The 25943-nt window shown below is 39.5% G+C and carries 32 protein-coding genes and 1 riboswitch; of the genes, 17 read left to right on the top strand and 15 right to left on the bottom strand.

Translation table 11 applies throughout. The features are described 5' to 3' along the window. Window positions 1-11: 11 nt before the first annotated feature. From L8T27_RS18575 to L8T27_RS18560, 4 genes are all read left to right on the top strand, one after another. Complete coding sequence (locus L8T27_RS18575) at window positions 12-485, top strand: hypothetical protein (RefSeq protein ID WP_237942088.1); 474 nt, start codon at window positions 12-14, stop codon at window positions 483-485. Between the two features lie 314 nt (window positions 486-799). Continuing rightward, on the top strand, window positions 800-1012 hold the full coding sequence (locus L8T27_RS18570; RefSeq protein WP_237942087.1) for a hypothetical protein: 213 nt from the start codon (window positions 800-802) through the stop codon (window positions 1010-1012). Between the two features lie 43 nt (window positions 1013-1055). Then, on the top strand, window positions 1056-1268 hold the full coding sequence (locus tag L8T27_RS18565) for a hypothetical protein (protein ID WP_248574461.1): 213 nt from the start codon (window positions 1056-1058) through the stop codon (window positions 1266-1268). 353 nt (window positions 1269-1621) lie between these two features. Continuing rightward, on the top strand, window positions 1622-1942 hold the full coding sequence (locus L8T27_RS18560) for a hypothetical protein (protein WP_248574460.1): 321 nt from the start codon (window positions 1622-1624) through the stop codon (window positions 1940-1942). A 108-nt stretch (window positions 1943-2050) separates the two neighbouring features. Continuing rightward, a riboswitch (cyclic di-GMP riboswitch) is annotated at window positions 2051-2138 on the bottom strand. A gap of 10 nt (window positions 2139-2148) precedes the next feature. Here L8T27_RS18560 and L8T27_RS18555 read toward each other — a convergent pair. Next, window positions 2149-2310 (bottom strand): hypothetical protein, encoded by a 162-nt coding sequence (locus tag L8T27_RS18555; RefSeq protein WP_233315985.1) that lies wholly within the window; start codon window positions 2308-2310, stop codon window positions 2149-2151. A gap of 185 nt (window positions 2311-2495) precedes the next feature. Here L8T27_RS18555 and L8T27_RS18550 point away from each other — a divergent pair, with 185 nt between their 5' ends. Then, on the top strand, window positions 2496-3398 hold the full coding sequence (locus L8T27_RS18550) for an NAD(P)/FAD-dependent oxidoreductase (RefSeq protein WP_237942084.1): 903 nt from the start codon (window positions 2496-2498) through the stop codon (window positions 3396-3398). Between the two features lie 30 nt (window positions 3399-3428). Here the strand turns inward: L8T27_RS18550 and L8T27_RS18545 are convergent, their stop codons facing one another. Next, window positions 3429-4154, bottom strand: a complete 726-nt coding sequence (locus tag L8T27_RS18545) for a class I SAM-dependent methyltransferase (RefSeq protein ID WP_237942083.1) — start codon at window positions 4152-4154, stop codon at window positions 3429-3431. 162 nt (window positions 4155-4316) lie between these two features. On the opposite strand from L8T27_RS18545, the gene ybaK reads away from it, so the two are divergent. Beyond that, window positions 4317-4793 (top strand): Cys-tRNA(Pro) deacylase, encoded by a 477-nt coding sequence (ybaK, locus tag L8T27_RS18540; protein ID WP_233315982.1) that lies wholly within the window; start codon window positions 4317-4319, stop codon window positions 4791-4793. 65 nt (window positions 4794-4858) lie between these two features. Then, complete coding sequence (locus L8T27_RS18535; RefSeq protein ID WP_237942082.1) at window positions 4859-5758, top strand: SDR family oxidoreductase; 900 nt, start codon at window positions 4859-4861, stop codon at window positions 5756-5758. Between the two features lie 28 nt (window positions 5759-5786). Here the strand turns inward: L8T27_RS18535 and cydC are convergent, their stop codons facing one another. Genes cydC through L8T27_RS18515 form a run of 4 tightly spaced genes read right to left on the bottom strand, consistent with a single transcriptional unit; the run spans window position 5787 to window position 11655 of the window. Then, complete coding sequence (cydC, locus tag L8T27_RS18530) at window positions 5787-7529, bottom strand: thiol reductant ABC exporter subunit CydC (RefSeq protein WP_237942081.1); 1743 nt, start codon at window positions 7527-7529, stop codon at window positions 5787-5789. Window positions 7530-7542: 13 nt separating this feature from the next. Beyond that, the gene (gene cydD / locus L8T27_RS18525) at window positions 7543-9243 is read right to left on the bottom strand and encodes a thiol reductant ABC exporter subunit CydD (RefSeq protein WP_237942080.1); all 1701 of its coding nucleotides are present in this window, start codon (window positions 9241-9243) and stop codon (window positions 7543-7545) included. Continuing rightward, the gene (gene cydB, locus L8T27_RS18520; protein ID WP_233315978.1) at window positions 9243-10259 is read right to left on the bottom strand and encodes a cytochrome d ubiquinol oxidase subunit II; all 1017 of its coding nucleotides are present in this window, start codon (window positions 10257-10259) and stop codon (window positions 9243-9245) included. The genes cydD and cydB overlap by 1 nt, the downstream gene beginning before the upstream one ends. Beyond that, the gene (locus L8T27_RS18515) at window positions 10252-11655 is read right to left on the bottom strand and encodes a cytochrome ubiquinol oxidase subunit I (RefSeq protein ID WP_233315977.1); all 1404 of its coding nucleotides are present in this window, start codon (window positions 11653-11655) and stop codon (window positions 10252-10254) included. The genes cydB and L8T27_RS18515 overlap by 8 nt, the downstream gene beginning before the upstream one ends. Window positions 11656-12136: 481 nt before the next feature. On the opposite strand from L8T27_RS18515, the gene L8T27_RS18510 reads away from it, so the two are divergent. Then, complete coding sequence (locus L8T27_RS18510) at window positions 12137-12991, top strand: Cof-type HAD-IIB family hydrolase (protein ID WP_233315976.1); 855 nt, start codon at window positions 12137-12139, stop codon at window positions 12989-12991. Window positions 12992-13062: 71 nt separating this feature from the next. Here L8T27_RS18510 and L8T27_RS18505 read toward each other — a convergent pair whose 3' ends face one another. The 3 genes from L8T27_RS18505 to L8T27_RS18495 form a co-directional block, all read right to left on the bottom strand. Beyond that, window positions 13063-13707, bottom strand: a complete 645-nt coding sequence (locus L8T27_RS18505) for a TetR/AcrR family transcriptional regulator (protein WP_237942079.1) — start codon at window positions 13705-13707, stop codon at window positions 13063-13065. An 87-nt stretch (window positions 13708-13794) separates the two neighbouring features. Continuing rightward, a complete protein-coding gene (locus tag L8T27_RS18500) occupies window positions 13795-14805 on the bottom strand; it encodes an ABC transporter permease (RefSeq protein ID WP_237942078.1) in 1011 nt (336 codons plus the stop codon). Further along, window positions 14795-15529, bottom strand: a complete 735-nt coding sequence (locus tag L8T27_RS18495) for an ABC transporter ATP-binding protein (protein WP_237942077.1) — start codon at window positions 15527-15529, stop codon at window positions 14795-14797. Before L8T27_RS18495 ends, L8T27_RS18500 begins: the two co-directional genes overlap by 11 nt. A gap of 227 nt (window positions 15530-15756) precedes the next feature. Here L8T27_RS18495 and L8T27_RS18490 point away from each other — a divergent pair, with 227 nt between their 5' ends. Beyond that, complete coding sequence (locus tag L8T27_RS18490) at window positions 15757-16224, top strand: SRPBCC family protein (RefSeq protein ID WP_237942076.1); 468 nt, start codon at window positions 15757-15759, stop codon at window positions 16222-16224. 26 nt (window positions 16225-16250) lie between these two features. Here L8T27_RS18490 and bshB2 read toward each other — a convergent pair whose 3' ends face one another. From bshB2 to pdxK, 3 genes are read right to left on the bottom strand one after another with little or no spacing between them, the layout of a single operon-like run. Further along, entirely contained in the window at window positions 16251-16919 is a 669-nt protein-coding gene (gene bshB2 / locus L8T27_RS18485) for a bacillithiol biosynthesis deacetylase BshB2 (protein WP_233315971.1), read from the bottom strand. A 30-nt stretch (window positions 16920-16949) separates the two neighbouring features. Beyond that, window positions 16950-17297, bottom strand: coding sequence for a YojF family protein (locus L8T27_RS18480; RefSeq protein ID WP_233315970.1), 348 nt, complete (start codon window positions 17295-17297; stop codon window positions 16950-16952). An 18-nt stretch (window positions 17298-17315) separates the two neighbouring features. After that, window positions 17316-18137 carry a pyridoxine/pyridoxal/pyridoxamine kinase gene (pdxK, locus tag L8T27_RS18475; RefSeq protein ID WP_237942075.1) on the bottom strand — a complete coding sequence of 274 codons (822 nt, stop codon included), beginning with the start codon at window positions 18135-18137 and terminating at the stop codon, window positions 17316-17318. A 268-nt stretch (window positions 18138-18405) separates the two neighbouring features. Here pdxK and L8T27_RS18470 point away from each other — a divergent pair, with 268 nt between their 5' ends. Genes L8T27_RS18470 through L8T27_RS18460 form a run of 3 tightly spaced genes read left to right on the top strand, consistent with a single transcriptional unit; the run spans window position 18406 to window position 20124 of the window. After that, a complete protein-coding gene (locus L8T27_RS18470) occupies window positions 18406-18870 on the top strand; it encodes a molybdenum cofactor biosynthesis protein MoaE (RefSeq protein ID WP_237942074.1) in 465 nt (154 codons plus the stop codon). Next, entirely contained in the window at window positions 18863-19096 is a 234-nt protein-coding gene (gene moaD, locus L8T27_RS18465) for a molybdopterin converting factor subunit 1 (RefSeq protein ID WP_237942073.1), read from the top strand. The genes L8T27_RS18470 and moaD overlap by 8 nt, the downstream gene beginning before the upstream one ends. Window positions 19097-19101: 5 nt before the next feature. Further along, window positions 19102-20124, top strand: a complete 1023-nt coding sequence (locus L8T27_RS18460; RefSeq protein ID WP_237942072.1) for a ThiF family adenylyltransferase — start codon at window positions 19102-19104, stop codon at window positions 20122-20124. 39 nt (window positions 20125-20163) lie between these two features. Here the strand turns inward: L8T27_RS18460 and L8T27_RS18455 are convergent, their stop codons facing one another. Then, window positions 20164-20487 carry a YflT domain-containing protein gene (locus L8T27_RS18455; RefSeq protein WP_233315965.1) on the bottom strand — a complete coding sequence of 108 codons (324 nt, stop codon included), beginning with the start codon at window positions 20485-20487 and terminating at the stop codon, window positions 20164-20166. Between the two features lie 197 nt (window positions 20488-20684). Here L8T27_RS18455 and L8T27_RS18450 point away from each other — a divergent pair, with 197 nt between their 5' ends. The 4 genes from L8T27_RS18450 (at window position 20685) to L8T27_RS18435 (ending at window position 23053) form a co-directional block, all read left to right on the top strand. Next, window positions 20685-21401: a DUF4230 domain-containing protein gene (locus tag L8T27_RS18450; RefSeq protein WP_237942071.1), complete on the top strand. Its 717-nt coding sequence runs from the start codon at window positions 20685-20687 to the stop codon at window positions 21399-21401. 12 nt (window positions 21402-21413) lie between these two features. Beyond that, on the top strand, window positions 21414-22103 hold the full coding sequence (locus tag L8T27_RS18445) for a uracil-DNA glycosylase (RefSeq protein ID WP_233316154.1): 690 nt from the start codon (window positions 21414-21416) through the stop codon (window positions 22101-22103). Window positions 22104-22363: 260 nt separating this feature from the next. Then, window positions 22364-22663, top strand: coding sequence for a YwdI family protein (locus L8T27_RS18440; RefSeq protein ID WP_233315963.1), 300 nt, complete (start codon window positions 22364-22366; stop codon window positions 22661-22663). 18 nt (window positions 22664-22681) lie between these two features. Beyond that, window positions 22682-23053, top strand: a complete 372-nt coding sequence (locus L8T27_RS18435) for a DUF423 domain-containing protein (protein ID WP_233315962.1) — start codon at window positions 22682-22684, stop codon at window positions 23051-23053. 43 nt (window positions 23054-23096) lie between these two features. Here L8T27_RS18435 and gerQ read toward each other — a convergent pair whose 3' ends face one another. Continuing rightward, on the bottom strand, window positions 23097-23609 hold the full coding sequence (gene gerQ, locus L8T27_RS18430) for a spore coat protein GerQ (RefSeq protein ID WP_233315961.1): 513 nt from the start codon (window positions 23607-23609) through the stop codon (window positions 23097-23099). Between the two features lie 190 nt (window positions 23610-23799). Continuing rightward, window positions 23800-24543: a hydrogen peroxide-dependent heme synthase gene (hemQ, locus tag L8T27_RS18425; RefSeq protein WP_233315960.1), complete on the bottom strand. Its 744-nt coding sequence runs from the start codon at window positions 24541-24543 to the stop codon at window positions 23800-23802. 319 nt (window positions 24544-24862) lie between these two features. Between hemQ and pta the strand changes: the two genes are divergently transcribed. Continuing rightward, a complete protein-coding gene (pta, locus tag L8T27_RS18420) occupies window positions 24863-25840 on the top strand; it encodes a phosphate acetyltransferase (RefSeq protein ID WP_233315959.1) in 978 nt (325 codons plus the stop codon). Window positions 25841-25943 lie beyond the last annotated feature (103 nt).

Raw genomic sequence — 25943 nt, 5'->3', positions numbered from 1 at the left:
GTGTTACATATATGGCGAGATACGCTAGATATAAAAGTGCAAATTATCCTCTAAATATACGTAATAATACGTATAGATTAAAGAGTAATAAAAAGGAAAGTGGATTTAAGGTATTAGTGGATTTAGGTGGCAATGTTCATGATAATATATTTATTAAAGAAGTAGACATTGATGAGATTGAGTTAATATTTGAACGAAAATATAAGGTGATATATAAAGGAAAAGAATATGATACTTTTGCAATAGGGGAATTAGTGATAAATGATGGAAAAATTAAATTAGTGAGCAGTGATTCCGAGGATTATCATAATAAAGGGTTCGAGAAACAGGAGCAATTTGTGTTTACGAAAAACGTTAGAATAGAAGACATTGATGCATTAGTAGAAATTTTAGAGCCAATTATGGAATTCAACAATTTACCTGTAGAAAGAAAGATAATTCCTAGTACTCAAATAAAGGAGTTTATAGATAACGAACTATTTTAAGGAATTAGGAGAATTATGAGATTTACTATCATATTACAAATGGTAAAAAGATATCGATAGTTAAAAATCGCCAGCTTTTGTTGTCATGTACAATTATAGTTTCTATTTAAAGCAAGTTAATAAAAATAGCCTTCCTTTAGCTCGAAAGGAAGGTACTACTGCTGCTAAAGATATAGAAAATCTTAAGAGAATTTACTTTAAAAAGTAACAATGCTAAAGCATTATTTTAAAAGGTGTTTCCTTTAAAATAATGCTTTTTATTTATATGTTGCCTTTTAGAACTTGAGGAATAACAAACGAGGTGAGCGATATTAATGATATTAGTCAGGTATAGGAAAATAACAGAGGTTAAGGGAAACTATATAAAGGAAATTGTTCCTCCATATAAGAATTACTATGTGTTAGAAAAGAAAAGGGAAATATGGGAGTTTGATTTAGTTATTGTAGAGAGGCAGAATGAGCCTTATCTAAAACAGAAAAAACAATTCAAATCAGAAACAGATGCGGCAAAAATACTTCTTACTTAATAGATTGTTGGACTACTATTTTGCGAGGTATATCAGTCCGTTTATGAAAGAGCATCCACAATTTAATATCGGCAGGCCAACTGTTAATGAAAATAAATTATGGATTGCGATGTCTTTGGCTGGAATACCTAGCGATATGCTTATACGTGAAAATAATGCTGTTAAGCTAAAACAGCTAGACGAAGCGCAATCGTCTGTAACATATGTTGGCAGTAAAGGAAATACAGTGAGTTCCAGTATACCAATTGATTATTAAAGAGCACTATTTATTACCTTTAAAAAGTTTTTTTGCTATATCTATTTGAACAAAATATAAGCAGAATACTGCAGTTAGAAGGAGTAAGTGCTGGAAACTCTGAAGAAGATCTCAATATTTTTCTGGCTTAATTTTAAATGAAGTCTGCTTTGGTACAGGAGATGCAAAGTTTGTATTTGCAAACGCTCTTGAAAGAATGGATACATTCTACTATCAAAAGAGAGTGACCCTGGATGAGATATATTTAATAAGAGAGATAACCGAGCTCTAATACCATAAATGTTTAATTCCGATAATATATTAATGGAGGAATACAGTTGTGATAAAAAAAGGTTATTATGGAATCTATAAAGGTGAAGAATATAAAGTTACAAAAGATATGGATAATAATATGCATTGAGGATATTTCTAAGATAGACAGTGATTTTGTTGATACATATGGTAGAGGGATTTATAAGAAAAGAATAAACCAAAATGATCTAGCAGAATATAAGGGAAAAACATTTAATGTCAGTCCACGCATAGTAGACGGAAAGGTATTTCTCGGCACAGGTGATGCTAAATTAGCTATGAAATATCAGTTTGATAGGACAGACAAATATTATTATGAGAAATGGTTTCCTCTAGAAGAGGTTATCTTAACAGAGAATCGCAAAGATATAATATTAGAGTAAATGGATATGAGTAATGAAGGACTAAAGTTTATAAGAGATACTTTTAAGCATAATTTCATTAGAAGTTATGCTTTTTTCTATTGGGGTATTAATGGAACTATAAAGGATCCTGGCAGCCCGGCGGCCATAATAGGTTGTCTATCTTAGGTCCGTGGCTTTGCGTCTTTTACTTTCGTAAAATTTGCCTTTGCAAGATATTCATATATTCAGGTTTCTTTCTGGTGGAAGCTGTTCTGCTGTTCTTCGAAGATGGAAATGGCTTCCTTTAATAATTGTATGTCTATTTCGATTTCCCTTTTTATAAGAAAATCAGGGCATCTGCTGTGATCGTCTAATAAGCGCGCAAGCTCCCTTTTTACCAGCTGCAAACAAAACCACTTCCTTAATTTGGGGTTGCTGAATCTATTATGACTTATTATAGCCAACTTGAAAAGTATTCATGTCTATTTTGGGAAAAACAGTAAAAAAGATGTTCACCATTTCGCCTTGTATAAACATCATTCGATTCAGGAAATCTAATAAAACCGATAAACTTTAATAAGAGGAGTTCATAATGAAGAAAACATTGGATTGTGCAATTATTGGCGGAGGTATCGCTGGCTTGCAGGCGGCTATTCAGCTTGGCAGGTATAAACATAATGTATTGGTGATTGATTCAGAAAAGGGCAGGTCTACTCTTTGCAGGAGTTATCATAATATCCTTGGCTATCCGGACGGTATCAGCGGTATCGAGCTGCGTCAGAAGGGAAAGCAGCATGCAGAAAGCCTTGGTGTCGAGTTTCTTGCTGCTGCCGCTACTAAAGTAGAGAAGCAGAGTGACTCTTTTCATATTTATACAGAAGCAGGGGAGTTTGAGGCGAAAAGACTATTGCTCGCAACTGGTATCATTGATAATATTCCGCCATTTCCTGAGCTATATCCTTGTTTAGGTATCAGTGTTTATCTTTGTCCAGATTGTGACGGATATGAGGTTAAGAACAAGAAGACGATTGTTATCGGCAATGGCAAAGTCGGTGCTAATATGGCATTAACATTGACTTATTGGACGCAGGAGCTAGTTTACATTAATCACGGCGGTGAAGCAATTGATGAGGAAGTGCAGAAGAAGCTGGACGAGCATCATATTCCTGTCATAAATAAGCAGATTAAAAAGGTAGAAGCAGAAGGATCCAACTTGAAAGGTTATACATTAGAAGATGGAGAATTTCTTGAAGGAGAACACAGCTTTATTGCATTTGGCGGCAATATTGTTAAGTCAGAACTGGCCAGACAGCTTGGCGTTCAAGTCATGGATAACAACCATATAACGGTTGATGGCAGAACAAAGATGACAAATGTCGAGAATGTTTGGGCTGCTGGAGATGTTGTTGCTCATTCCGAACAAGTGACGATTGCGATGGGGGATGGCTCTCAGGCTGCTATTTGGATACACAAATCTTTATTAAATGAAAAATAACCTCCTGATTTTTCAGGAGGTTTCCTTCGTTTACAAAGAGGCCCTGTAAACACGATAACCAATGAAATTTCCATATGTGTATAAGATTTGCGCATGCTCTGATAGCTTATTTTCCATTTCCATATTTCTTGAAACAGTAAAATCCATTTCCTCTTCTTCGGCTTCCATATTGGCATACATATGGGAGAAAACAGTATGAGACAGCTTTATGTCTACATTTGTAAATCCTGCGTTCACTAAGCTGCGCACCCATTCTCCTTCTGTATATACCCTGTCAATACCATACACAGCCCGCATATTGCCTTGTTCTGCTGGTGTCAAATCCCTTTCAGATGTCATTTCCAATGCAAGGACGACACCATTTGGCTTCAGCACTCGCTTTAGCTCACTCAAAGAGCTGCGGATATCTGTAAAGATAAGGACAGATTCTACAAGAATAATATCGAAGCTTCCATCAGGAAAAGGAAGCTTTTCAACGCTGCCTTCAAGCAGTCTGATAGGTAAGTTCTCCCTTTGGAAACGGATTGCTGCTCTTTTTATCATTGTTGGATGAAGATCGATGCTTGTGACAGAGCATGGATAATGTTTTTTTATAAAGGCGGAGGTTTGTCCTGTGCCGCAGCCTGCGTCTAAAAGTTGTGTTGTTGATGTTATTCTTTCTTGCTGCAGCAAGTATTTGGTCAAGGAAAGTCCGCCAGGATGGGCACCGTTTACCCCGTAGTAAGCTAGTGCATCTTGATAGGATGGTTTCATCATTATTCCTCCAATAGTCCGAAAGCATTTTGCTTCCTGCTGAAATAAGGAAGCTTTCCAATACTATATGGCACATCTTAAAAATAGGTTCTGGTAATGGGCGGGATTTAGAGAAAGGGATGAGCTATAATGAAAAAAAGAGAGTAGAGAGTGGGAAGTGATTAGATGGCCAAAGGAAAAACAAATGCAATGCGAATTCTGGATGGATTAAACGTCAGTTATAAAATTCACTCGTATGAAAATAAAGATGGAAAAATTGACGGTGTTTCTGTAGCGGACAAGATTGGTGTTGATAATAAGATTGTGTATAAAACACTTGTTGTCCAAGATGGGGGGAAGGAGGTTTATGTTTTTGTTATTCCAGTTGCCGAGGAGCTAGATTTAAAAAAAGCAGCAAAAGCAGTTCATGCTAAAAAGGTTGAAATGGCAGCAGTAAAAGATATTCAAAAGCTTACAGGTTATATTAGAGGCGGTTGCTCACCTGTGGGCATGAAGAAAAAATATACAACAGTGCTTGATAAAGGTGCAGATGGGCTGCCGTCCATTGTTGTCAGCGGAGGAAAAATAGGTCTGCAGATTGAACTGGAAGTTAAGGATTTAATGTCTGCGACAGACGCAGTGCTCGCTGATATTCTGTCATAATGCACCACTTCTTCTTACTGGGCATACCATATGTAAAGACAAAGGCCCAAAGGAGTGCGAATATAATGTATCCCGAATATCCATATTATGATCAAAAGCAAGAAGTGAAAACGATCCCCATAGCCTTTCCCCCGCAGCATCAGAACAGAATGCCAGGCTTTGAATATGAGATGAACCCACTGCCTATTTCAGAAAATCCCAACTATCAAGGCAGCGGCAAGCTCAAGGGGAAAGTGGCAATTATTACAGGCGGCGACAGCGGTATTGGCAGGGCAGCAGCATATGCCTTTGTAAAGGAAGGGGCAAAGGTCGTTATCGTTTACTTAAATGAACACAGAGATGCCCAAGAGACAGAGCAGCGAATTAAACAGCTGGGCGGAGAAAGTTTATTTATTGCAGCAGACCTCAGAGTCGAAGAAAACGCAGCGGTTGTTGCACAAAGGGCAATCCAGCGTTTTGGAAAAATTGATATATTAGTCAATAACCATGCCGTACAATTTGTACAAAAGAGCATTCTTAACATTACAAAGGAACAATTGCTGAATACCTTTGAGACGAATATATTTTCATTCTTTTACTTAATAAAGGTTGTGCTTCCTCATTTAAAGGCGGGAAGTTCCATCATTAATACAACTTCTGTCACTGCATATGAGGGAAATAAGGATTTAATTGATTACTCAGCTACAAAGGGTGCAATTCTTACATTGACAAGGTCGTTATCTAAGTCGTTGGCTAAAAAGAAAATCAGGGTGAATGCTGTTGCGCCTGGTCCAATTTGGACACCATTGATTCCGGCAAGCTTTTCTGAAAAGAATGTTATGACTTTCGGGACCGATACACCAATGAAACGGGCCGGCCAGCCGTTTGAGCTTGCGCCTGCTTATGTATACCTGGCGTCTGATGATTCAAGCTACACGACAGGGGAAGTTATTCATATAAACGGCGGGCAAGTCGTAACGACATAAATAATAAACAAAAAGATGAGGCAGTTAATCATGCCTCATCTTTTTTTAAGAGAAAATCTGGATGATCCAGTTCATATAGCTGTCTGTAGCGTTTCTCTTTCAGAAGTTCCGTATGGGTGCCCCTCATTACTATCTGGCCTGCTTCCATAAAGAGAATCTCATCCATATGCTCTACGCCGACTAAATGATGAGTAATCCAGATGACTGATTTTCCCTCTAGAGCGGTAAAGATGGTCTGCAGAAGCTCCTTTTCTGTACGAGGATCTAGGCTTGCATTTGGCTCATCTAAAATGACTACTGGTGTGTCTTTTAAGAGAATTCTCGCAAGTGCGACACGCTGTCTTTCGCCTCCAGAAAAGCGCTGCCCTGTTTCCTGCATAAATGTGTCCAGTCCTTCTGGCAGTTTTTGGACTAAATCACTGAGCTGGGCAAGGTTAATTGCCTCATTTAATTCCTTGTCACCAGCATTTTCTGATCCTAACAGCACATTGTTTCTTAGCGTTGTATCAAAAAGATGAGGATTTTGATTTAGTACAGAAATGATTGCTGAAGAGTCCATCTGAACGCAAGCAGTCTTTCCATTATAGGATACTCTTCCAACTTGAGCAGGAATCGCTCCTTGGATTAGCTTTAATAATGTTGATTTTCCAGCACCGCTTCTGCCGATAACTGCAATTCTTTTTCCTTGTGGGATATCCACAGAAACATTTTGAACGGAAGGAATATCAGCTTTTGTGTAGGAATAGGAAACTTGCTCGAGCTTAATGTGAACAGAATCTTCTTTTGCAGCAGTTTCCTGTGCGCTAATTTTTTGTTCAGCACCGTTTTCTATTTTTTTTAGTCTGTTCAAGGAATCCTGATAGCCTGGAATTCTTTCGAATGCCTCGGAAACGACGAGAAGTGCGTCCAGTATAGGTAATGCTACTAAAACTATTGCGGCAATCAATGTAGCTGGTATATGCCCTTGTGCATACTGTTCAGCAGCCCAAACAAGCAAAGAAGTGATAACTAATGCAGAAACTGCCTGCTGTGCAAAATTACGCCATCTTGAAAAGCTTGTTAGCCTGCTGTTTACCTGAGCAGCAGAGACTTCATCTTCTTCATAAGAGGAAATAAAGCTGCCAGAGCGCCCGCTGATAACCCAATCTGTGATGCCTAAAACACTGTCAGTCAATCTTTGATATAGCCCGTTCCTTCGCTGTTTATAGTCTGTTTGTTTTTTTCTCATTAAAAAGAGAGAGCAAATCGGAAACACAATAAGCAGCAATGCTAAATATATGGCCATTAAGATTGCAAACGGAATATCAAGAATTCCGATAGAGCAGATGACGATGATATAAAGTACAAAGGCGGCAATTGTAGGGAAAATCGTCCTCAAGTAAATATATTGCAGCTGTTCAATATCTTCAGCCAGCACACCGAGCATATCGCCCATCTTGAAGCGGCTTTTAATGAAAAGTGCCTGTGGCTCTAAAATACGGTAAAGCTTAATGCGCATTTTCGATAATATACGCAGCACCGCATCATGACCTGCCAGTCTTTCCAGGTAGCTGAACACAGCTCGGCTGATTCCGAATGCCCTCACACCGACGATGGGAATATAAACCATCAGGATGTTTTCAATCGGCATAGCAGATCTGCTGATCAAGAAGCCGGACGTAAAGGTGAGCATTGCTCCTGTACCGAGTGCCATGATGGCCAATAAGAGAATGATTAGGATTCGTCCAGCGTTTTCTCTCATAAACGGAAATATCCATTTGTCTTCTTTCATGATTAGCAGCTCCTTACTGTGTCAGCAGCTTGTAATAGCTTCCTTTTGCTGTTACAAGCTCTTCATGTGTGCCGTTTTCAACTATTTTACCGTCTTCCATTACGAAAATCTGATCCATGTCCTTCATCCAATGAAGGCGGTGTGTTGCTAAAAAGACAAGCTTATCTTCAAATAATGGAAGCATTGTCTCCTTTAATTCGTACTCTGTTTCAATATCTAAGTGGGACGTAGGTTCGTCTAGCAGCATGACTTTCCGATCGGTAAGGAAGGCTCTCGCTAATGCAATCCGCTGTTCTTGTCCGCCGCTGAGTGTCCTGCCGCCATCACCAAGCATTTCATCGAGTCCATTTGGAAGGGAGCGGTACAATGCTTCCAATCCAGTTGCTTGTAAGGCATTTTCCACGTCCTCATCTTTCGCTTCTGGACAGTAAAACTTAATATTATCTCGCAATGTCATGCTGAAAATATACGGCGACTGTGGGATATAAACCGTTTGTTGTCGCCATTTTTCTTGCATGAGGCTAGGGATAGCTTTCTTGTTTAGCAAAATGGTTCCCTCTGTATTTGCAGAGAAACCGCTGAGCAAGTCGATAAGTGTTGATTTCCCTGCGCCACTTTCACCGACAATTCCAACCTTTCTACTGCCATTAATATGGAAGGAAATATCTTTAAGTGTAAACTGTTCACTTTGAGCATGCTGGTAGCCAACATGCTCAAATGAAATGGAAGAAATGTCCTGTATATCTGCATCTTGCCTACTCGAAATATCATCACTTTTCTCATCGAGAATTCCCAAGATGGATGCACCTGCTTCTTTGCCATTTAATGTAGCATGATAGTCAGCTCCAACCATTCTGACTGGCAGAAAGTATTCAGGTGCTAAAATTAAAATCATCAGTGCCGGCAGCAGCATCAAGTTCTCATTGATAAGGCGGACACCTAAATTAACGGCAACAGAAGCAACAGATAATGAAGTGAAAAAGTCTAGTGCAAAAGAAGATAGGAAAGCGACACGCAGTGTTTTCATCGTGGCAGTCCGATATTGTTCGCTGACTTTAACAATATTGTCACTGTGTTTTTTACTTTTTCCAAGAAACTTAAGTGTTTCCAATCCTCTCAAAGAATCGAGAAAATGATTGGAAAGAATTCGATATGTTGCGAGCTGTCTGTTCATTTGCCCCTTTGCTGCTAGCCCAACAAGGATAAGAAAACCTATTAAAATTGGCATGGTAATGGTCAGAATGATGCCTGCAATCCAATCCTTCCAATAAACAAACAGTAATATCATTGGCGGAATCACGGCAGTGCTGATCATCCTTGGCAAAATCAGCTCTACATAACCTTTGTATTGGGATATTCCCTCAAGTACAAGTGTTGATATATTTCCGCTCCCTTGTTTTTTCGTATATTTCGGTCCAAGCTGAAACAATTTATTGATAAGACGGGCGCGCAGTTCCCTGCTCGTTTTTTCAGTAAAGCGAGAGGAGATGCTCTGCTGGAAGAGCTGGAGAAGATGGCGAACCAGAAATGCCAACAAGAACAATATGATCGTCTCATATTGTTCTTGAATTTTTTCCCCATTAAATAAAGAGGTGATCGCCTCTGCAAGCCACTTGGCTTGCAGAATAATGGCGGCACCTTGAAAGATTGTTGAAACAGCTAGCAATGCAAGAATCGGCTTGATTCCTTTTGACTTCATTAAGTTTTTATCCATCAGTACTCCAGATGGGACTTTTCTGTAACGCGTTTACGGAATACAATATAGCTCCAAATTTGATACCCTAATACAAAAGGCAGCAAGGTAAGTGCGACAATGGTCATTACCTTTAAGGAATAATGGCCGGAGGCTGCATTGGAAACCGTTAAGCTAAATGTGCTGTTGATCGAGCTGATCATCAGTCTTGGGAATAAGCCGATAAAAATGGATATAAAGGAGAGGGCAATGACAGCACCTGTCATTCCAAATGCCCAGCCGTCCTTTTTCCTAGAAATGAAATATCCGCTAAGAACAAATGCAATAACACCGATTCCGAACAGGAAGGAAAGGATGGTGCCTTGTCTTTCGAAGATATCCGTTTTGATATATGTCATTACAGTAAATGCTGTTAATAAAATACCTAATGGCGGCAGTAGTTTTTGGCCAAGGCTGCGGGCGCGGTCCTGCAAATCGCCGACAGTCCGGATTGTTGTAAACATAAGCCCGTGAACTAGACAAAGCATAAGGACAGTAATGCCGCCTGTTAGTGTGTAAACATTAACAATATCGAAAAAGCCGGCATTAAGCTCCATGTTTTTGTCAATCGGAAGTCCTTGTATAAAGCAGGCAAACACAACCCCAAACAAGAGTGGGGGAAGGAGACTGCCTAAAAATATGCAGATGTCCCATGTCTTTTTCCACAATGGGTGATTTCCTTTTGCTCGGAACTCAAAACCTGTTGCACGAATAATTAAAGCAAGCAGCACGACGACAAGCGGTGTATAAAATCCGCTGAACAATGTTGCATACCAATGAGGGAAGGCAGCGAATAGCGCTCCTCCTGCTGTTATCAGCCAAACCTCATTTGCGTCCCAGAATGGGCCGATTGTGTTAATGAGAATTCGTCTTTCCATATCATTTCTGGCAATTAACTGTGTGGACATGCCGACACCGAAATCAAATCCTTCTAGAAAGAAGAACCCGATGAATAAGACAGCAACTAAGATAAACCAAAGTACACCTAGATCAAACATGGAAACCCTCCTTTGCAAATGGGTCATTGTTGATTTTTTGCTCTTTTGCGTCCATTTTGTACGGGCCTTTTTTGATTACCTTCACATAAAGGAAAATCATGATTACAGCCAGTATTGCATAGACGGTGCAGAACGTGATGATGGAAAATAAGACTTGGCCTGCACTGACACTTGGACTTATACTGTCTGCTGTTTGCATAAGACCGAAAACTGTCCATGGCTGCCTTCCTATTTCTGTCATAATCCATCCTGAAGTATTGGCTATAAATGGCAAGGATATACCTGCCACCATAAAACGGTAGAACCACTTATTTGGTTTAGAAACAAGTTTCTTTTTCCAGGCCAAGTAAACACCGTAAATGCCTAACACAAACATGGCAACTCCAGCAGCAACCATGATGCGGAAGCTCCAAAACGTTGTTTTAACAGGAGGAATATAATCTCCTTCCCCGTATTTTTGCGTATACTCTTCTTGAAGCTCATTCATCCCTTTTACGCTGCCGTCCAAAGTATTGTAGGAAAGAATGCTGAGCAGATAAGGTATTTTAATTTCACCTGTGTTTTCCTTTTTGTCGACATTAATAAAAGCAGAAACAGTCCATGATGCCGGATCATCGCTATGTTCCCAAAGACCTTCACTCGCTGCCATTTTCATTGGCTGTGTTTTTACCAAATATTGAGCTTGTGCGTGACCTGCGACCATTGTCAAAAATGTCGAAATTAACGCAACTGCAATCCCAATTTGGAACGATTTTTTGAAGAAAGAAACATCTTGTTTTTTTAATAGTTTAATTGCGCTTATCCCTGTAACAAGGAAAGCTCCTGTTGCCAAAGCCCCGAGAACAGTATGGGGAATTTCAACAAGTGCCTGCCCGTTTGTAAGAAGTGCCAAAAAGTCATTCATTTCTGCTCTGCCATTGTTGATTTCATAACCGACAGGATGCTGCATAAAGCTGTTTGCCACAAGAATAAAGAAGGCAGACATAATCGTACCGAAAGATGTCAGCCAAATGCAGGCAAGGTGAACCTTCTTGGATAACCGATCCCAGCCGAAAATCCAGAGCCCGATGAAGGTGGATTCTAAAAAGAAGGCAAGCAATGCCTCAATCGCAAGGGGAGCACCGAAAACATCTCCTACAAAGCGGGAGTAGTTCGACCAGTTCATACCAAACTGGAATTCTTGAAGTATCCCTGTAACGATTCCGATGACAAAATTAATAAGAAATAACTTTCCCCAAAATTTTGCCATTCTTTTATACTCTTCATTTCCGCTTTTAACGTACATCGTTTCCATAATAGCAATCATGAATACTAAGCCGATGGAAATTGGCACGAAGAAGAAATGAAAGATGGTGGTGGAAGCAAATTGCAAACGTGATAAAAACACCATATCCATGTGTTTTTCCTCCTTGTTCTTAAAAATGTGAATTTGTGAACATGATAATTAAAATTGCGATAAATATCGTTGACTAACCAGTGAAAAAGAAAAAAACATTTGGAATCAGTAGCATGTTAGAGCAGCAACCTGAATGTGTTTTTTAGTCTCTTTACTCTTTAAAAAAGCTGCTGTACAGTTGTTTGTGCCTCTATCGTCTCCTTTTCCAAATGATAGCTATATCATAATGAAAAAGGATAATTCTGCGTTATAAATCACAAAGTGTTTGAAAAATGTTCACAATATTAGTTCACAAATATGACAAAAATACCCTGTTGAAGAAGAGTGGAAGCACTGCAAAGCGGGGTGTTATTAAAATTGGTGGATACATGGTATCATAAAGATATTGGCTACAAGATTAAATTTTTTTTAGGAAGGTTGGAAGCGCTAAACTTTACTAGTGTTACTCCTTCCGCAAATAAATAAAAAGGGTGTTCAAAGAATGGTAAAATGTATTGCGATAGACATGGATGGCACGCTGCTGACATCAACTCAGCAAATAACAACGGAAAACCGTGAGGCGATTAAACTCGCACAGGAGAGCGGAGTGGAGGTCGTGATTGCAACAGGTCGTGCTTATGAAGAAGCAGGCGATTTGCTGAAGGATGCAGGTATTATCACACCGATGATTTGTGCAAATGGAGCGGAAATCCGCACAAGCGCACATGAAATTATCCATACAAATCCACTAAGCAAGGAACTTGCAAAGGAAGTTGCGGAAATTCTGCATAGCAATCAAGTTTATTATGAAGTTTACACAAATAGAGGAACATACACTTTGGATAAGACAATGGCCAGATCGTTGATTATGGACATTTTTACTGTAAATGGGCATATAAAAGACATGGAAGAAATTAAGCAGGCTGCAGAGGAGCGTTTGCAGGAGGTTAATCAGCTGGACAGTTATGCTGTACTGTTTGAGGATGAAGACCAGATTATTTACAAGCTGCTGGCATTCCACTTTGAACCAGTCACATTAAATAAGGTAAGAGAAGAATTAAAGCAAATTTCAAAGCTTGCAGTCAGTGCATCAGGCAAGGAAAATATGGAAATAACAGCAGTGGAAGCTCAAAAGGGCATTGCTTTAGAGGAGTTTGTACAGTCAAGAGGAATTTCGCTACAGGACACAATGGCAATCGGCGACAACTATAATGATTTGTCCATGATGCTGAAGGTTGGACGAGCAGTGGCAATGGGAAATGCTGATGATGAAATTAAAAGACAGTGCCACTTTGTGACAGCAACAAACGAAGAAAGCGGTGTTGGCAAAGCGATTAAGCTTGCTCTAGAGGCATGATGAAAACTTACATATATGAAAATCCCCTGTTGGCCAAGTGGCTACAGGGGATTTTTTTGTGAATGTACCTTTTAAGGGGCAAGGCCGGCTAATATGAATTCAAGCGTTCTTTCGATTTCAGCTGCATCATCCCAATTAAAATCAGGGATGATGAGGTGCCGGGCAATGAAATATCCAATGATAGAAGTGACTGTTAGACGTACGGCAGAAAGGCTGGGCATTTCTTTTACTTCGCCCTTCTGCTGATAGAAATCCATGATTTCCTGCAACCGCTTGAACACCTTTGAGGCAATTTGTTCAATGAAAATTTCTCTTAAATCTTGATGGAAGGGAATTTCTTGTATGAGAATTTTAAAAAGTGCTTCATTCTTTTGCAGAAATTCCATCCGGTTTTTGACGACCGCTCGAAGAAAATCCTCAAAGCTGTGATGTTCTGCATCCAATACTTTATTAAAATCCTTTAGCACAACTGGTGCAATCAGCTTTGAAAGCATAGGAGAAAGAAGCTTTAGCAGTAAGTCTTTTTTTGTTTTGTAATGACGGAAGATTGTTCCTTCGGCGACGCCAGCTTTTTTGGCAATTTCGCTCGTGGAAGTTGCTGCAAACCCTTTTTCGGAAAAGGCTTCAATTGCTGCTGCGATTATTTGTTTTTGCTTTTCTGTCACATTATCTTCATCTTTAAGAATGAAGTCTAATATGGATTCTTGATTACTCATGAGACGCTCCTTTAATTGCAGGATCTTTCTCCTATTGTACAATGAAAAATGCAGAAAACCTATTTAGAAATAACTTTGCCTAGTATGTTATATACTTCGATGCCGCTTTAATGCTGCTATATTGATTAGTACAAAAAGGGTGGAAAAGGCGAGCAAAACGAGAATCGGGCCACCGATTTCTGTTAAATCCTTTCCTCTAATCATAACATCCTTCATGGCATTGCCAGCATAGTACAATGGCGTAACAACAGAAATCCAGCTGATGGATCGAGAGATAGTCTCTAAAGGAAACAATCCTGAAAAAAACACTTGTGGTACCACAATAATTGGAATAAACTGAATCATTTGCAGCTCATTTTTAGCAAAGGTAGACAATAAAATGCCAAGTGTCAGTGCTGTTAAGGACAGGATAAATGTAATCAGCAAAACAAGAATTACAGAGCCTTCATTTATCATCCCTAGAATATATACTGCAAATAAAACAATAATCGCAGATTGAAGCATGGTGAATAATCCAAAGCCAATTACGTAAGAGAGAACTAGTTCCCATCTTCTAATTGGGCTAGAGAAAAGTCTTTCTAATGTACCGGATGTCCTTTCTCTCAAAAAGGAAACGCCTGCGACAAGAAAGACAAAAAAGAAGGCAAAAAAACCAAGTAGAATGGGACCAAAGGAGTCAAATTGGCTCATTTCTTCTTCACCATACAAAGTATCTATCCTCATATTAGGAACATCTGTCCCAGCAGGAAGGGCTGACTGAACCGCTTCAAGTACAGATTTACTTATACTTGGATCACTGCCTTCCACCATAATGCTAAGGTCCTTGCCAATAAGAAGATAACCGTCTATCTTGCCTGCAGCCAGATCAGTGAGCGCAGATTTTTCTGTATTATAAAGGGTTGTGGAATCATTGGTAAAGGCATTTTCTATGTTGCTCGGAGGATTAATGAGCCCAATTGTAGGTTCATAGCCATTACCGTTAAAAACAAGATGAACCATTGTTAAAATAAAAATTGGTGCAACTATCATCATAGCGACTGTTCTTTTATCCCGATAAAATTGCTGTAAGATACGGATGACTAATGCTCTAATTCTCATCGTTAACCCCTCCAAAATATAAGAAAGCTTCCTCCATTGTTCGGGCATTACAGCGGGCCATCAGTTCATCTGGAGATCCTAATGCGATGATTCTGCCGTTGCGAATCATACCCAGTCTGTCACATTTTTCGGCTTCATCCATCACATGTGTTGTCACAATGATAGAAGTGCCTGAGTCTTTAAGACTGCGGAATGTTTCCCAAATGCTTTTACGGAGAACAGGATCTATGCCAACGGTTGGTTCGTCTAAAATAAGAAGTTGTGGTTTATTTAACAGAGCGATGCAAATAGACAATCTCCGTTTCATACCGCCTGAATACTGAGAAACTGTTTTATGGAGATGTTCTGTTAAGTTAACAAGATGAGCAGCCTCTTCAATCCGCTCCTTTCTTTGAGCCTTTTTCAACCCATAAAGCCTCGCAAAAAACTGGAGATTCTCAAGTGCTGTTAAATCATGATATAGGGCATCAGCTTGCGTCATATAGCCAATTTTCTCCATGATTTTGAGGTTAGGCATGGCTGTCTCAAGTGCTGTTACACTTCCACTGCTTGGTGTTTCAAGGCCAATCATTGCTTTTACAAGTGTTGTTTTCCCAGCACCTGAAGGTCCAAGCAGACCTAATATTTCTCCTTGCTGCACCTCTAGATTAATATTTTCTAATACAGGACGCTTGCCAAAAGCTTTGGAGAGTTTATGAATAGCTACAACTGGTTTTTCTGCCATAATGACTCCTCCTGTCATTTAATGAGTGATTACTCACTTTAATAATAAAATCTATAAAAGATAATGTAAAGTGAGTAATCACTCATTTTTATAATTTGTGACTATTGCTGCTTTTTTAAATAAGCTTGGCAATAAAATAGAGTCTTTTATGAAAATCGGTTATACTTATAAAAAGTATTTCAAATAATAGCTAGATTAATAGATAGAATATAATATGAGGTGGAAATATGGCAGACTTTCGTGCAAGTGTCATCATAACAGAACCAGTAGATGTTGTTTTTGCCTACTTTGCCAATATGAGCTACGCACCGGAGTACATGAGTAATGTTGAGGAAACGGAGAAGCTGACAGATGGCCCTATCGGGGTTGGAACTAAATTTAAAGAACTAAGAAAAGTGCGTGGAAAAAACGCAACAGCTGAAATAGAGTATCTTTCTTATGAAAAAAATGTTGGATTTAAACGGAGAAGCAATTCAAATGGATTGCTGGTAGATTATGATTACAGATTCGCAGAAATCCAAGAAGGCACACAAGTAGAATTTGAAGGAAAGGTCCATGTGAAGGGCTTGATGATGAGGCTGACGAAAAGAGTGCTGGTTAATATTATCAAGACAGAAGACGGCGATCATGTCCAACGGGCAAAGGAATTACTTGAACGAGAAGAAACAAGCTTGGAGCTTAATAGAGAATATTAAAAAAAGGATGCGGTCGCATCCTTTTTTTATTTGAATTTATATGTCCATAATTTTTCTGTGTACAGTCTTTCCAGCACAGCAGGATCTTGGTTATTCAATCCCTCTTGCAAGGACAGGGCATACATCTGTGTTTGGGAACGATGTGCTGCGATCGTTGCTATTTTCTTCTCTGCAAAATTTTGAACGTCAACGTGAACATCTGGTTCACCTAAGTCTTCTATGCAGTTGCGGGAAAAAGCAAGACATTGGAGCTTAGGCCTTTTTGATGGCTCTATTTTCTCTAATGTTCTTACAACTCCTTCTGCAGTGGCATCATGGTCCGGATGAACCGAATATCCAGGGTAGAACGAGATGATTAACGATGGATTAAGCTCTTCAATCAATGCTGTGAATTCATTGACAAGAACAGAGTCATCCAAAAATTCTATCGTTTTGTCTCTGTAGCCTAACATTCTTAAATCTTCAAGGCCAAGTACTCTTGCTGCTTCTTGAAGTTCTTCTCTCCTGACATCCGGAAGTGTTTCTCTTGTTGCAAATGGAGGACTTCCAAGATTCCTGCCCATTTGTCCCAGAGTTAAGCATGCATAAGTGACAGGCGTGCCGTCATGAATATACTTTGCTATTGTTCCAGAAACACTAAAAGCTTCATCATCTGGATGGGGAAAGATGACTAAAACATGTCTTTCTTTTTCCAATGTTATTTCCTCCTGCCTAATTCAACTAAATTAATCAAATGGTGTTTCACTAATTTCCAATGCTACAGCAAGCTTGCCTGTAAAATCGAGTCCTGCCAAAAGGAGACGTCCTTTATCATCTACTTCATAATGAGTGATTCCCTCTGCATAAACCCAGCCAATTTCTGTCTTAAGACCAATTCGGTATGGTCCATTGCCTGTGATTTTACCATATTCATAAGCAAGCTTTGCGTTGCGAATATAGGCGCCGGAATTAAAGAAGGATTCGTCATTATGGTTTGCGTAGGCGCCGTTGGTTGTTTCTAAATGAATATAAACTTCCTTTTTAGCCTTCTCATTAATTTGCTCTTGTACCTTGTCAGCTTGAATGAAATCCATGCTATCCCTCCTTCGGCTTTACTTTACAGCTGCGCCGTTTCTTTGGTTGCGGTATGCACCATGCATTGTTGGGCCGACATATTCATTCAGCTTGAAGCCATTGCTGATTGCAGCAGTGATGAAATCCTTAGCTACCTGTACAGCTTCTTCAACTGATTTGCCCTTTGCAAGTTCTGCTGTGATAGCAGCAGAGTTTGTGCATCCTGCTCCATGAGTATAAGTTGTGTCCACAAGATCACTTTCTAGTACAGTGAAGTCTTTTCCGTCATAAAGAACATCTATTGCTTTGTCATGATTCAATTTGCTGCCGCCTTTAATCAGCACATATTTTGGTCCTAATGCGTGGATTTTTACAGCAGCTTCCTTCATGTCATCAACTGTTTTAATCGGTTTATCGGTTTTAGCCAGCTGCCAAGCTTCGAACAGATTAGGTGTTACAACAGTAGCTCTTGGAACAAGCAATTCTCTAAGAGCCTCCGCTGTTTCTGGATGAAGCACTTCATCTTCCCCTTTGCAGACCATAACAGGATCGATAACAACATGCTTGATTTTATTTTCATCAATTACCCTTGCAGCTTCTTCAATAATTTCAACAGAACCAAGCATTCCTGTTTTCATAGCGTCAATTCCGACAGAGATAATTGTTTCTAATTGAGATTTAACGGTGTCAATATCTTGCGGAAAAACATTATGATGCCAGTGGTTTTTTGGATCCATTGTAACAATTGTTGTCAGTGCAGTCATTCCGTAGACACCAAGTTCCTGGAATGTTTTTAAATCGGCTTGAATGCCTGCGCCTCCACTTGAGTCAGATCCAGCCAAAGTTAATACTTTTTTCATTGTATAAGCCCCCCTATGTAATCATCGAAGATGTTTCTAATCCAAATAGATAGATGGAATTATTGTAGTTCATTTTAAGCTAATGATACTACTAATTGTTTTTTTTTTCATTAAGTTAGCATTAATAAGTCTATCTTTTAAGATGCCACTGAAATTATAAGTGTATGCGAATTCCTAAAAAAGGCTTTTTCGATTCGTTTAATAATTGAAATAATCAGGAAAGTTCGGTTTAATTAAAACTAAAAGAATCAGTATAAGGGAGAAGGCTATGAACTATCGTATTGTACATGAACCTATTGTTGTTCAGGAAGCAATTGATCTTGTAATAAGCAGAAATGCAGGAGCTGTTACAACCTTTATTGGAACGGTCAGAGAAATGACAGGAAACAAAAAGACGATGAGGCTTTGCTATGAAGCATATGAACCAATGGCCAGAAAAAAGCTGGAACAGATAGGACTTGAGATAAAAGCAAAATGGCAGAATGCAGAGGTTGCGATTTTTCACCGAATCGGTGAGCTTGACATAACAGATATTGCAGTAGTAATAGCAGTATCGACGCCTCACAGAAATGATGCTTATGAAGCAAACCGCTATGCAATTGAGAGAATTAAAGAAATAGTGCCTATCTGGAAAAAGGAGTATTGGGAAGACGGGGAAGAATGGATAGGCAACCAGAAGCAGACAAATGCCTATCCAAGCGGCAAGCCGGAAGGAGTGGATACATATGAATAAGCTGCTGTTTTTTGCAGGATTAAAGGATATTGTAAAAGCTGACCAACTAGAGCTCGATATGGTAGGTAAAACGGTGAAGGAAGTAAAGGCAGAGCTAGCGCAGCAGTATAGTGATCTTCCGTTGGAATCAGTGATGACGGCGATTAATGAAGAGTTTGCCTTCGATGATGACATCATCGAAGAGAATGATGTGATTGCCTTTATTCCACCTGTGAGCGGGGGATGAAGCAAATGAAGGACAATCGTTATTCGAGGCAGGTGCTGTTTCCCCAGATAGGAGCTGCCGGTCAGGAGAAGCTTCAAAAAAAGCAGGTGCTTATTGTCGGAGCTGGCGCACTTGGTTCCAGTTCTGCGGAAATGCTTGTGAGAGCTGGTGTCGGCAAGGTGACAATCATCGACCGGGATTATGTGGAATTCTCAAACCTCCAGCGTCAGCAGCTGTATACAGAAGAGGATGCTACTAGCCGTGTGCCGAAAGCAATTGCAGCTGAAAAAAGACTGAAAGAGATCAATTCCTCTGCTGCTGTCACTGGTGTTGTTGCAGAGGCAACGAAAGAATTACTAGAACAATATTTGATAGATGCTGATGTCCTAATCGATGCCACAGATAATTTTGAAACAAGAATGCTTTTAAATGATTTAGCCGTTTATCATCATATTCCATGGATATACGGTGCATGTGTAGGGAGTTCAGGAATGAGTTTTACTATAATTCCTGAGGAAACTCCATGTCTTAATTGCTTGCTTCAGAAGCTGCCTGTACAAGGCATGACTTGTGATACAGTCGGAATCATTGCACCTGCTGTCCAGATGGTCGTGACGCACCAAGTTACGGAGGCGCTGAAAATCCTTATTGAAGACAGACAGGCTTTAAGAGGAAGCTTTTTACACTTTGATTTATGGTCGAATGCATACTCCAGCATGAAGGTAAGCCGTGCCAAAAACCCAGCCTGCCAAACATGCGGAACGGAGCGGTCTTATCCATATTTAAAAGGGGAAAACAAGACAAAAACAGCTGTGCTGTGCGGAAGAGAAACGGTTCAAATAAGGCCCTCCCATGCAAAGAAGCTCTCATTAATAAAGCTGGCTGACAGTTTAAAGAAGAACGGCTATAAAGTAATGGTCCATCCATTTTTGCTTTCTGTTGAACTGGAACAAAACAGGCTGGTCCTCTTTGAAGATGGGAGAGCCCTTGTGCATGACACAAAGGATGTTACGTATGCTAAATCTCTATATGACAAGCTGCTTGGATAAAAAAAGTCAGCCCGTTAAACATGGGGCTGACTTTATTAATTATTGCTGGTGTCCGACGATTACTAATTTTCCTGTGTCCAGCACTTCTTCGTATTTCTCCGCTTCCATTTCTGTTAATCCTACGGATTGCATTTTAGAACGAAGCTCGTCTCCTCTTTTTCTGAAGACATTTCCAATTGTGTCCATTAAGCCTTGTTCCTTCATGCTGACATCACCAGTTTCAGTGGCCGCAGTCAAATCTTCTGAGCGATCTTTGTCGTGGGCGAAAATATAGATATTTTCCTTTGTATACCCTTGATTTTCTAATTGTGTAATCACATTAGTTGCTTGTACACCATTTTCCACTACTTCTACTTTATACATATCTAATTCCTCCTTAGAATTTGTATAGAGCTTCTGTCGCTCTCTCTATCTACTATTTATCCGATTTTACTAATAGTGAAACATAAAATTTTGTTTCTACTAAACTGGAAAAATGATACAAACGTGAAATGCACCACTTTCGACAAATTTCCCTATATAATAAAAAGTACATAAGCTATTAATAAAGGGGAGAAGGAATGAAGAGAAAAGACTGGAAGCAGAGCCGAAGAGAGCAAGCGGCAGCAGTAATGGAAGCAGAGCAGCGTTCTTACCTGCCAAAACTAGGGATTTTCAATCGAACAAAACGGGGGATAAAAAGAGCTTTTTTTATGGTTGTCCTCTTACTTGTTTTGGTAGCAATTATTATAGCATGTTGGAAAATGGCAATGGCAGATGAACCTGCCATAAAGGAAGGCAGTTTTGTTGAGCAGATGAAGGATTTATCCTCATTAGCTACCTCGCAAGCATTTGTGAAGGTTATTCTGGAAAAAGAGGATAATGAAATCTTTGGAAAAGAAATCAGTACAGATATTCCTGGAACAAAACGAAAAATTCTTCTTGTTGTCCCTGGGTCTGTTACTGCTGGTGTAAATCTGGAGGAAATAGAATCGGACCGGATAGCAGTTGACGAAGAGAAAAAAGAGATTAGCCTCAAGCTTCCTCATGCAGAAATTTTGCAAGAGCCGTCGATAGACTTTGATCAAGTAGAGACATATTCTATTTCTGGTTTATTTAGAGGAGATGTAGATTGGGAAGAAGGTTATCAGCTTGCCAATGAGGCTAAAGAGGAAATCAAGAAGGAAGCAGGGTCACAAGGTTTATTGGAAAAGGCAGAAGCAAATGCCGAAAAGACTATAAAAGAGTTTTATTCACAGCTTGGATACAGTGTAAAGATAGAATATACAGAAGGTTAAAGGATGATTATTATGTTGGATATAATTAATAATGACTGGCAGCAGCTCTTAGAGCGTGAACGGCAGAAAGAGTATTTTACTAGCTTGGAAGAATTCCTGAAAGAGGAATACAGTCAGTATACGGTTTATCCTGCAAAGGAAGATATATTCAATAGTTTAAAATACACACCACTAAAGGAAGTGAAGGTAGTCTTCTTAGGGCAGGACCCTTATCACGGACCGGGGCAGGCGCATGGGTTAAGCTTTTCTGTTAAGCCTGGTGTAAAGCTTCCGCCTTCCTTAAAGAATATTTTTAAAGAGCTGAAAGAGGATGTCGGCTGTGAAATTCCTGATAATGGTTATTTAAAAGGCTGGGCAACACAAGGTGTGCTTATGTTGAATACAGTTTTGACAGTCAGACAAGGTCAGGCTAATTCCCATAAAGGAAAAGGATGGGAATTGTTTACGAATGAAGTAATTTTAGAGCTGAACAGAAGGCAGGAGCCAGTTATTTTTGTGTTGTGGGGTAAGCCTGCACAGGAAAAGATGAAGCTCATTGATACAGACAAGCACCGAATTATTACATCAAGTCATCCTAGCCCTTTATCAGCATATAGAGGTTTTTTCGGAAGCAAACCTTTTTCCAAAATAAATGCCATTTTAGAAGAGTTAGGCACAAATCCAATAAATTGGTGTGCAGATGATTGTTTTGGCAAGGAGTAATATAATAAAATAAGAAGTGGACTATTGCTAGTCCGCTTTTTTGACGAGGAGAAAAAGATGACAGAGCAAAAAAGGATAGATTGTTTTAAGTGCAAGCATTTTTATATTACTTGGGACTCTAGATTCCCAAAGGGGTGTAAAGCCTTTGAATTTAAAGGCAGAGCACTTCCGTCTATTGAAGTGAAGAGGGCATCCGGACAAGATTGTCTCCGCTTCACTCACAAATAAACGCGGCAGCAAAAGAAGGAAGGATTAAAACTATGAACATTTCTGTCCAAAAATTATTGGCAAAGATAGAAGATCAGCTGAAGGAAGCAAAAGCAAGCGGCAGCGAGGCGACTATTCGCGAAAGGGTTTATGCGATAAAATCATTATGTGAGCTGTGTTTGGAACAAGAAAGCACGTATCGTTCAAGTGAAACATACAGCCAGCCTGTATACCAGCCAAGCATTGCTCAGCCTGCCCCTGTTCCGGTTCAGCAGCTGCAGCCAGTGCAGCCAGTGCAAACACCTAAATTGGATACTGATGAAGGAAATGGCGACTCTTTATTTGATTTCTAAGGAAACGAGGAGAATAATATGAAAATGTTTATTATCATTGGAGCAATCAGCGCCATGCTATCTGTGGCTATTGGTGCTTTCGGATCACATGGTCTTGAAGGGAGGATCCCTGAAAAATACTTGGAAATTTGGAAAACAGGTGTGCAATATCAAATGTTCCATAGTACAGGCCTTCTTATTATTGGTATTCTTATGAGTAAATTTCCAGAAAACACTCTTTTGACTTGGGCTGGATGGCTGATGGTTGCAGGAATTATTTTCTTTGCAGGCAGCCTTTACGTATTAGCACTTACTCAAGTAGGAATATTGGGAGCTATTACTCCAATTGGTGGAGTGGCGTTTATTGCTGCTTGGCTACTCATTGTAATCGCAGCAGTTAAACATCTGTAAAGCTCTAAAAGCCGCCCACTGGGCGGCTTTTCGTTTTGATTATTTATCTTGGCGGGTACGAAGTTAAGTTTGGAGCACCTGTGACATACGGATATTCATACTCAATTTCTTCGTCAAATGTTACATAATCAAGGTAAATCATTGGAATCAGATAGCGCTGTCCTGTTTGTGGATCACTCAAAATAAGGTGATCACGTCCAGCTGCTTCAATAAGACCTTTAAAAATCTTTGCATTCCATTCACGGTTATTTTCAAATGTAGTGTAAACAGTGGCAAGCTTACCTTTGTTTAACCGTAAAATATTCTCTATATAAGAAGCTTCTAAAGGAAGCTGGCCTGGCAGGGAAGGTGCTGTCTGCTGAGCATTGCTTTGCGGCTGTATGTACGGCGCCTGTGTGCCATATCCAGGTTGTGGTGCTGTACCAAAAAGCTGTCCGGGTGCTGCTCCTTGACTGCCAGGCAATGCTTGACCTTGCTGCCCTGTTCCATAGCCTTGTGGGAAACCATAACCTTGGTTTCGCCCGTCTTGATAAGGGTAATAATTAGACTGACTCATTTTCATCCCTCCATCTTTTAAACAAAACATTTTTATTGCAAACATTCATTCATTGCATTTTTAAAAAGCTGGGCTGCTTGCTCACTATTCCATCCTATGAGGGGAAGAAAGAAGTTATTCCTAGGGGACTGAAAAATTAATAAGTGAAAAAACCCCACCATTAAAATAGTGGGGTTCTAAAAACGTATTATTAAACTTCCAGGAATGCAGGTATATCTGACAAGATATTGCCGACAAAGAAAGAACCGAATTCGCCGTAGCGGGCACTTACTTCATCAAAGCGCATTTCATATACTAATTTTTTGAATTGGAGAACGTCATCTGAGAATAATGTAACGCCCCATTCATAGTCATCAAAGCCGACAGATCCTGTGATGATTTGTTTCACTTTGCCGGCATATTGACGCCCGATCATTCCGTGGCTTCTCATTAAGCTTTTGCGGTCATCCATCGGCAGCATGTACCAGTTATCATTGCCTTGGCGGCGCTTGTCCATTGGATAGAAGCAGACATATTTTGATTCAGGTAGAATCGGATATAGTCTAGCTTTTACATGCGGGTTTTCATAAGGATCTTCATCAGAATTAGATGGAAGATAGTTGCTCAATTCTACTACAGAAACATAGGAATGAGCAGGTACAGTAAATTCTGCTAGCTTCGTTTTGTTGAATTCTGTTTCGATTTGCTGTAATTCTTCCATTGTTGGGCGCAAAATCATCATCATGAAATCTGCTTTTTGGCCTACAATATTATAAACAGCATGGCTACCTTGTTTATTTGTTTGAACAGCATTCCATTTTTCTAGCAATCCTAGGAATTCATTAATGGCTGCTTGTCTCTCTTCACTTGGAACCATCTTCCAAGTAGTCCAATCCATTGTCCGGAAATCATGAAGGCAATACCAGCCATCAAGTGTTTTTGCTGCTTCGCTCATTGCTACCACTCCTTGATAATAATTCTCATATAGGTTTACTATAACATAGTTTCTCCATAAAAGTTGTGAATAAAACTTGAACAAAATAAAGCATAAAACGAACCTAGTAAAAATCATGTGCATGTTAGAACATGATTAGGGAAAAATATAACGGGTAGTTATGCTATAACAGGATATAGCTTATCTGGCGCCGTTTAGAACAGATTTTAGGTGTTACAACAGGAATTGGCGCTTAATTTTAAAATATCGGTATAATTCCTTGAATTTTTAGCAAGGAAGAGTATCCTATAATAAGTATACATAAAGGAGGAATTCGTTAATGAGTGACCTATTTACAGGCTTGAAAGAAAAAGTAAAAGGCCAAAACCTTAAAATTGTTTTTCCAGAAGGACTGGATGAAAGAATATTAAAAGCTGCTGGCCGTCTGGCAGAAGAGAATATATTAACACCAATCTTAATCGGAGATTTGGAAGAAGTTCAAACGAAAGCAGAGAACTTAGGTGTTTCTTTACAAAATGCTGAAATCTATGATCCGAAAAGCTATGCACAATTCGATGCATTAGTAGCTTCTTTTGTGGAAAGAAGAAAAGGGAAAGCAACAGAAGAGGATGCTCGCAAAGCGCTTCTTGATGAAAACTACTTCGGCACAATGCTTGTTTATGCTAACCAAGCAGATGGCTTAGTAAGCGGTGCGATTCACTCAACTGCTGATACTGTACGCCCTGCATTGCAAATCATTAAAACAAAAGAAGGCGTAAAGAAAACTTCTGGCGTTTTCATCATGGTTCGTGAAGATGAGAAATATGTATTTGCAGACTGTGCAATCAATATCAATCCAGATAGTTCCGACCTTGCTGAAATTGCAGTAGAAAGTGCAAAAACAGCAAGAATGTTCGATGTTGACCCACGTGTTGCTATGTTGAGCTTCTCTACTAAAGGTTCTGCAAAATCGCCAGAAACAGAAAAAGTGGAAGGTGCACTTGCTGAAGCGAAACTTAAGGATCCTCTATTAGTAATCGATGGGGAGTTCCAATTTGATGCTGCCTTCGTTCCATCTGTTGCGAAGCAAAAAGCTCCTGATTCACCAATTCAAGGTGATGCAAATGTATTTGTATTCCCAAGCTTAGAAGCAGGAAATATCGGTTATAAAATTGCGCAAAGACTTGGTAATTTTGAGGCAGTAGGTCCAATCCTTCAAGGATTAAACCGTCCTGTTAATGACCTTTCTCGCGGATGTAATGAAGAAGATGTGTACAAGCTTGCATTAATTACTGCAGCTCAAAGCATCAGCCATTAATCCTCCTAAAAACTATTCATCTTTTAGTTAAGTTCTGCTGAAGATGAATAGTTTTTTCTTTTATTTATTTGCTATATAATAATATGGCGCTATTGATTCAGGA

The organism is Niallia sp. Man26 (assembly GCF_022049065.2).
In the GTDB taxonomy this organism is placed as follows: domain Bacteria; phylum Bacillota; class Bacilli; order Bacillales; family Cytobacillaceae; genus Niallia.
Note: the sequence above shows the minus strand (reverse complement) of the source record. Positions and strands in the feature narration are given on the sequence as shown.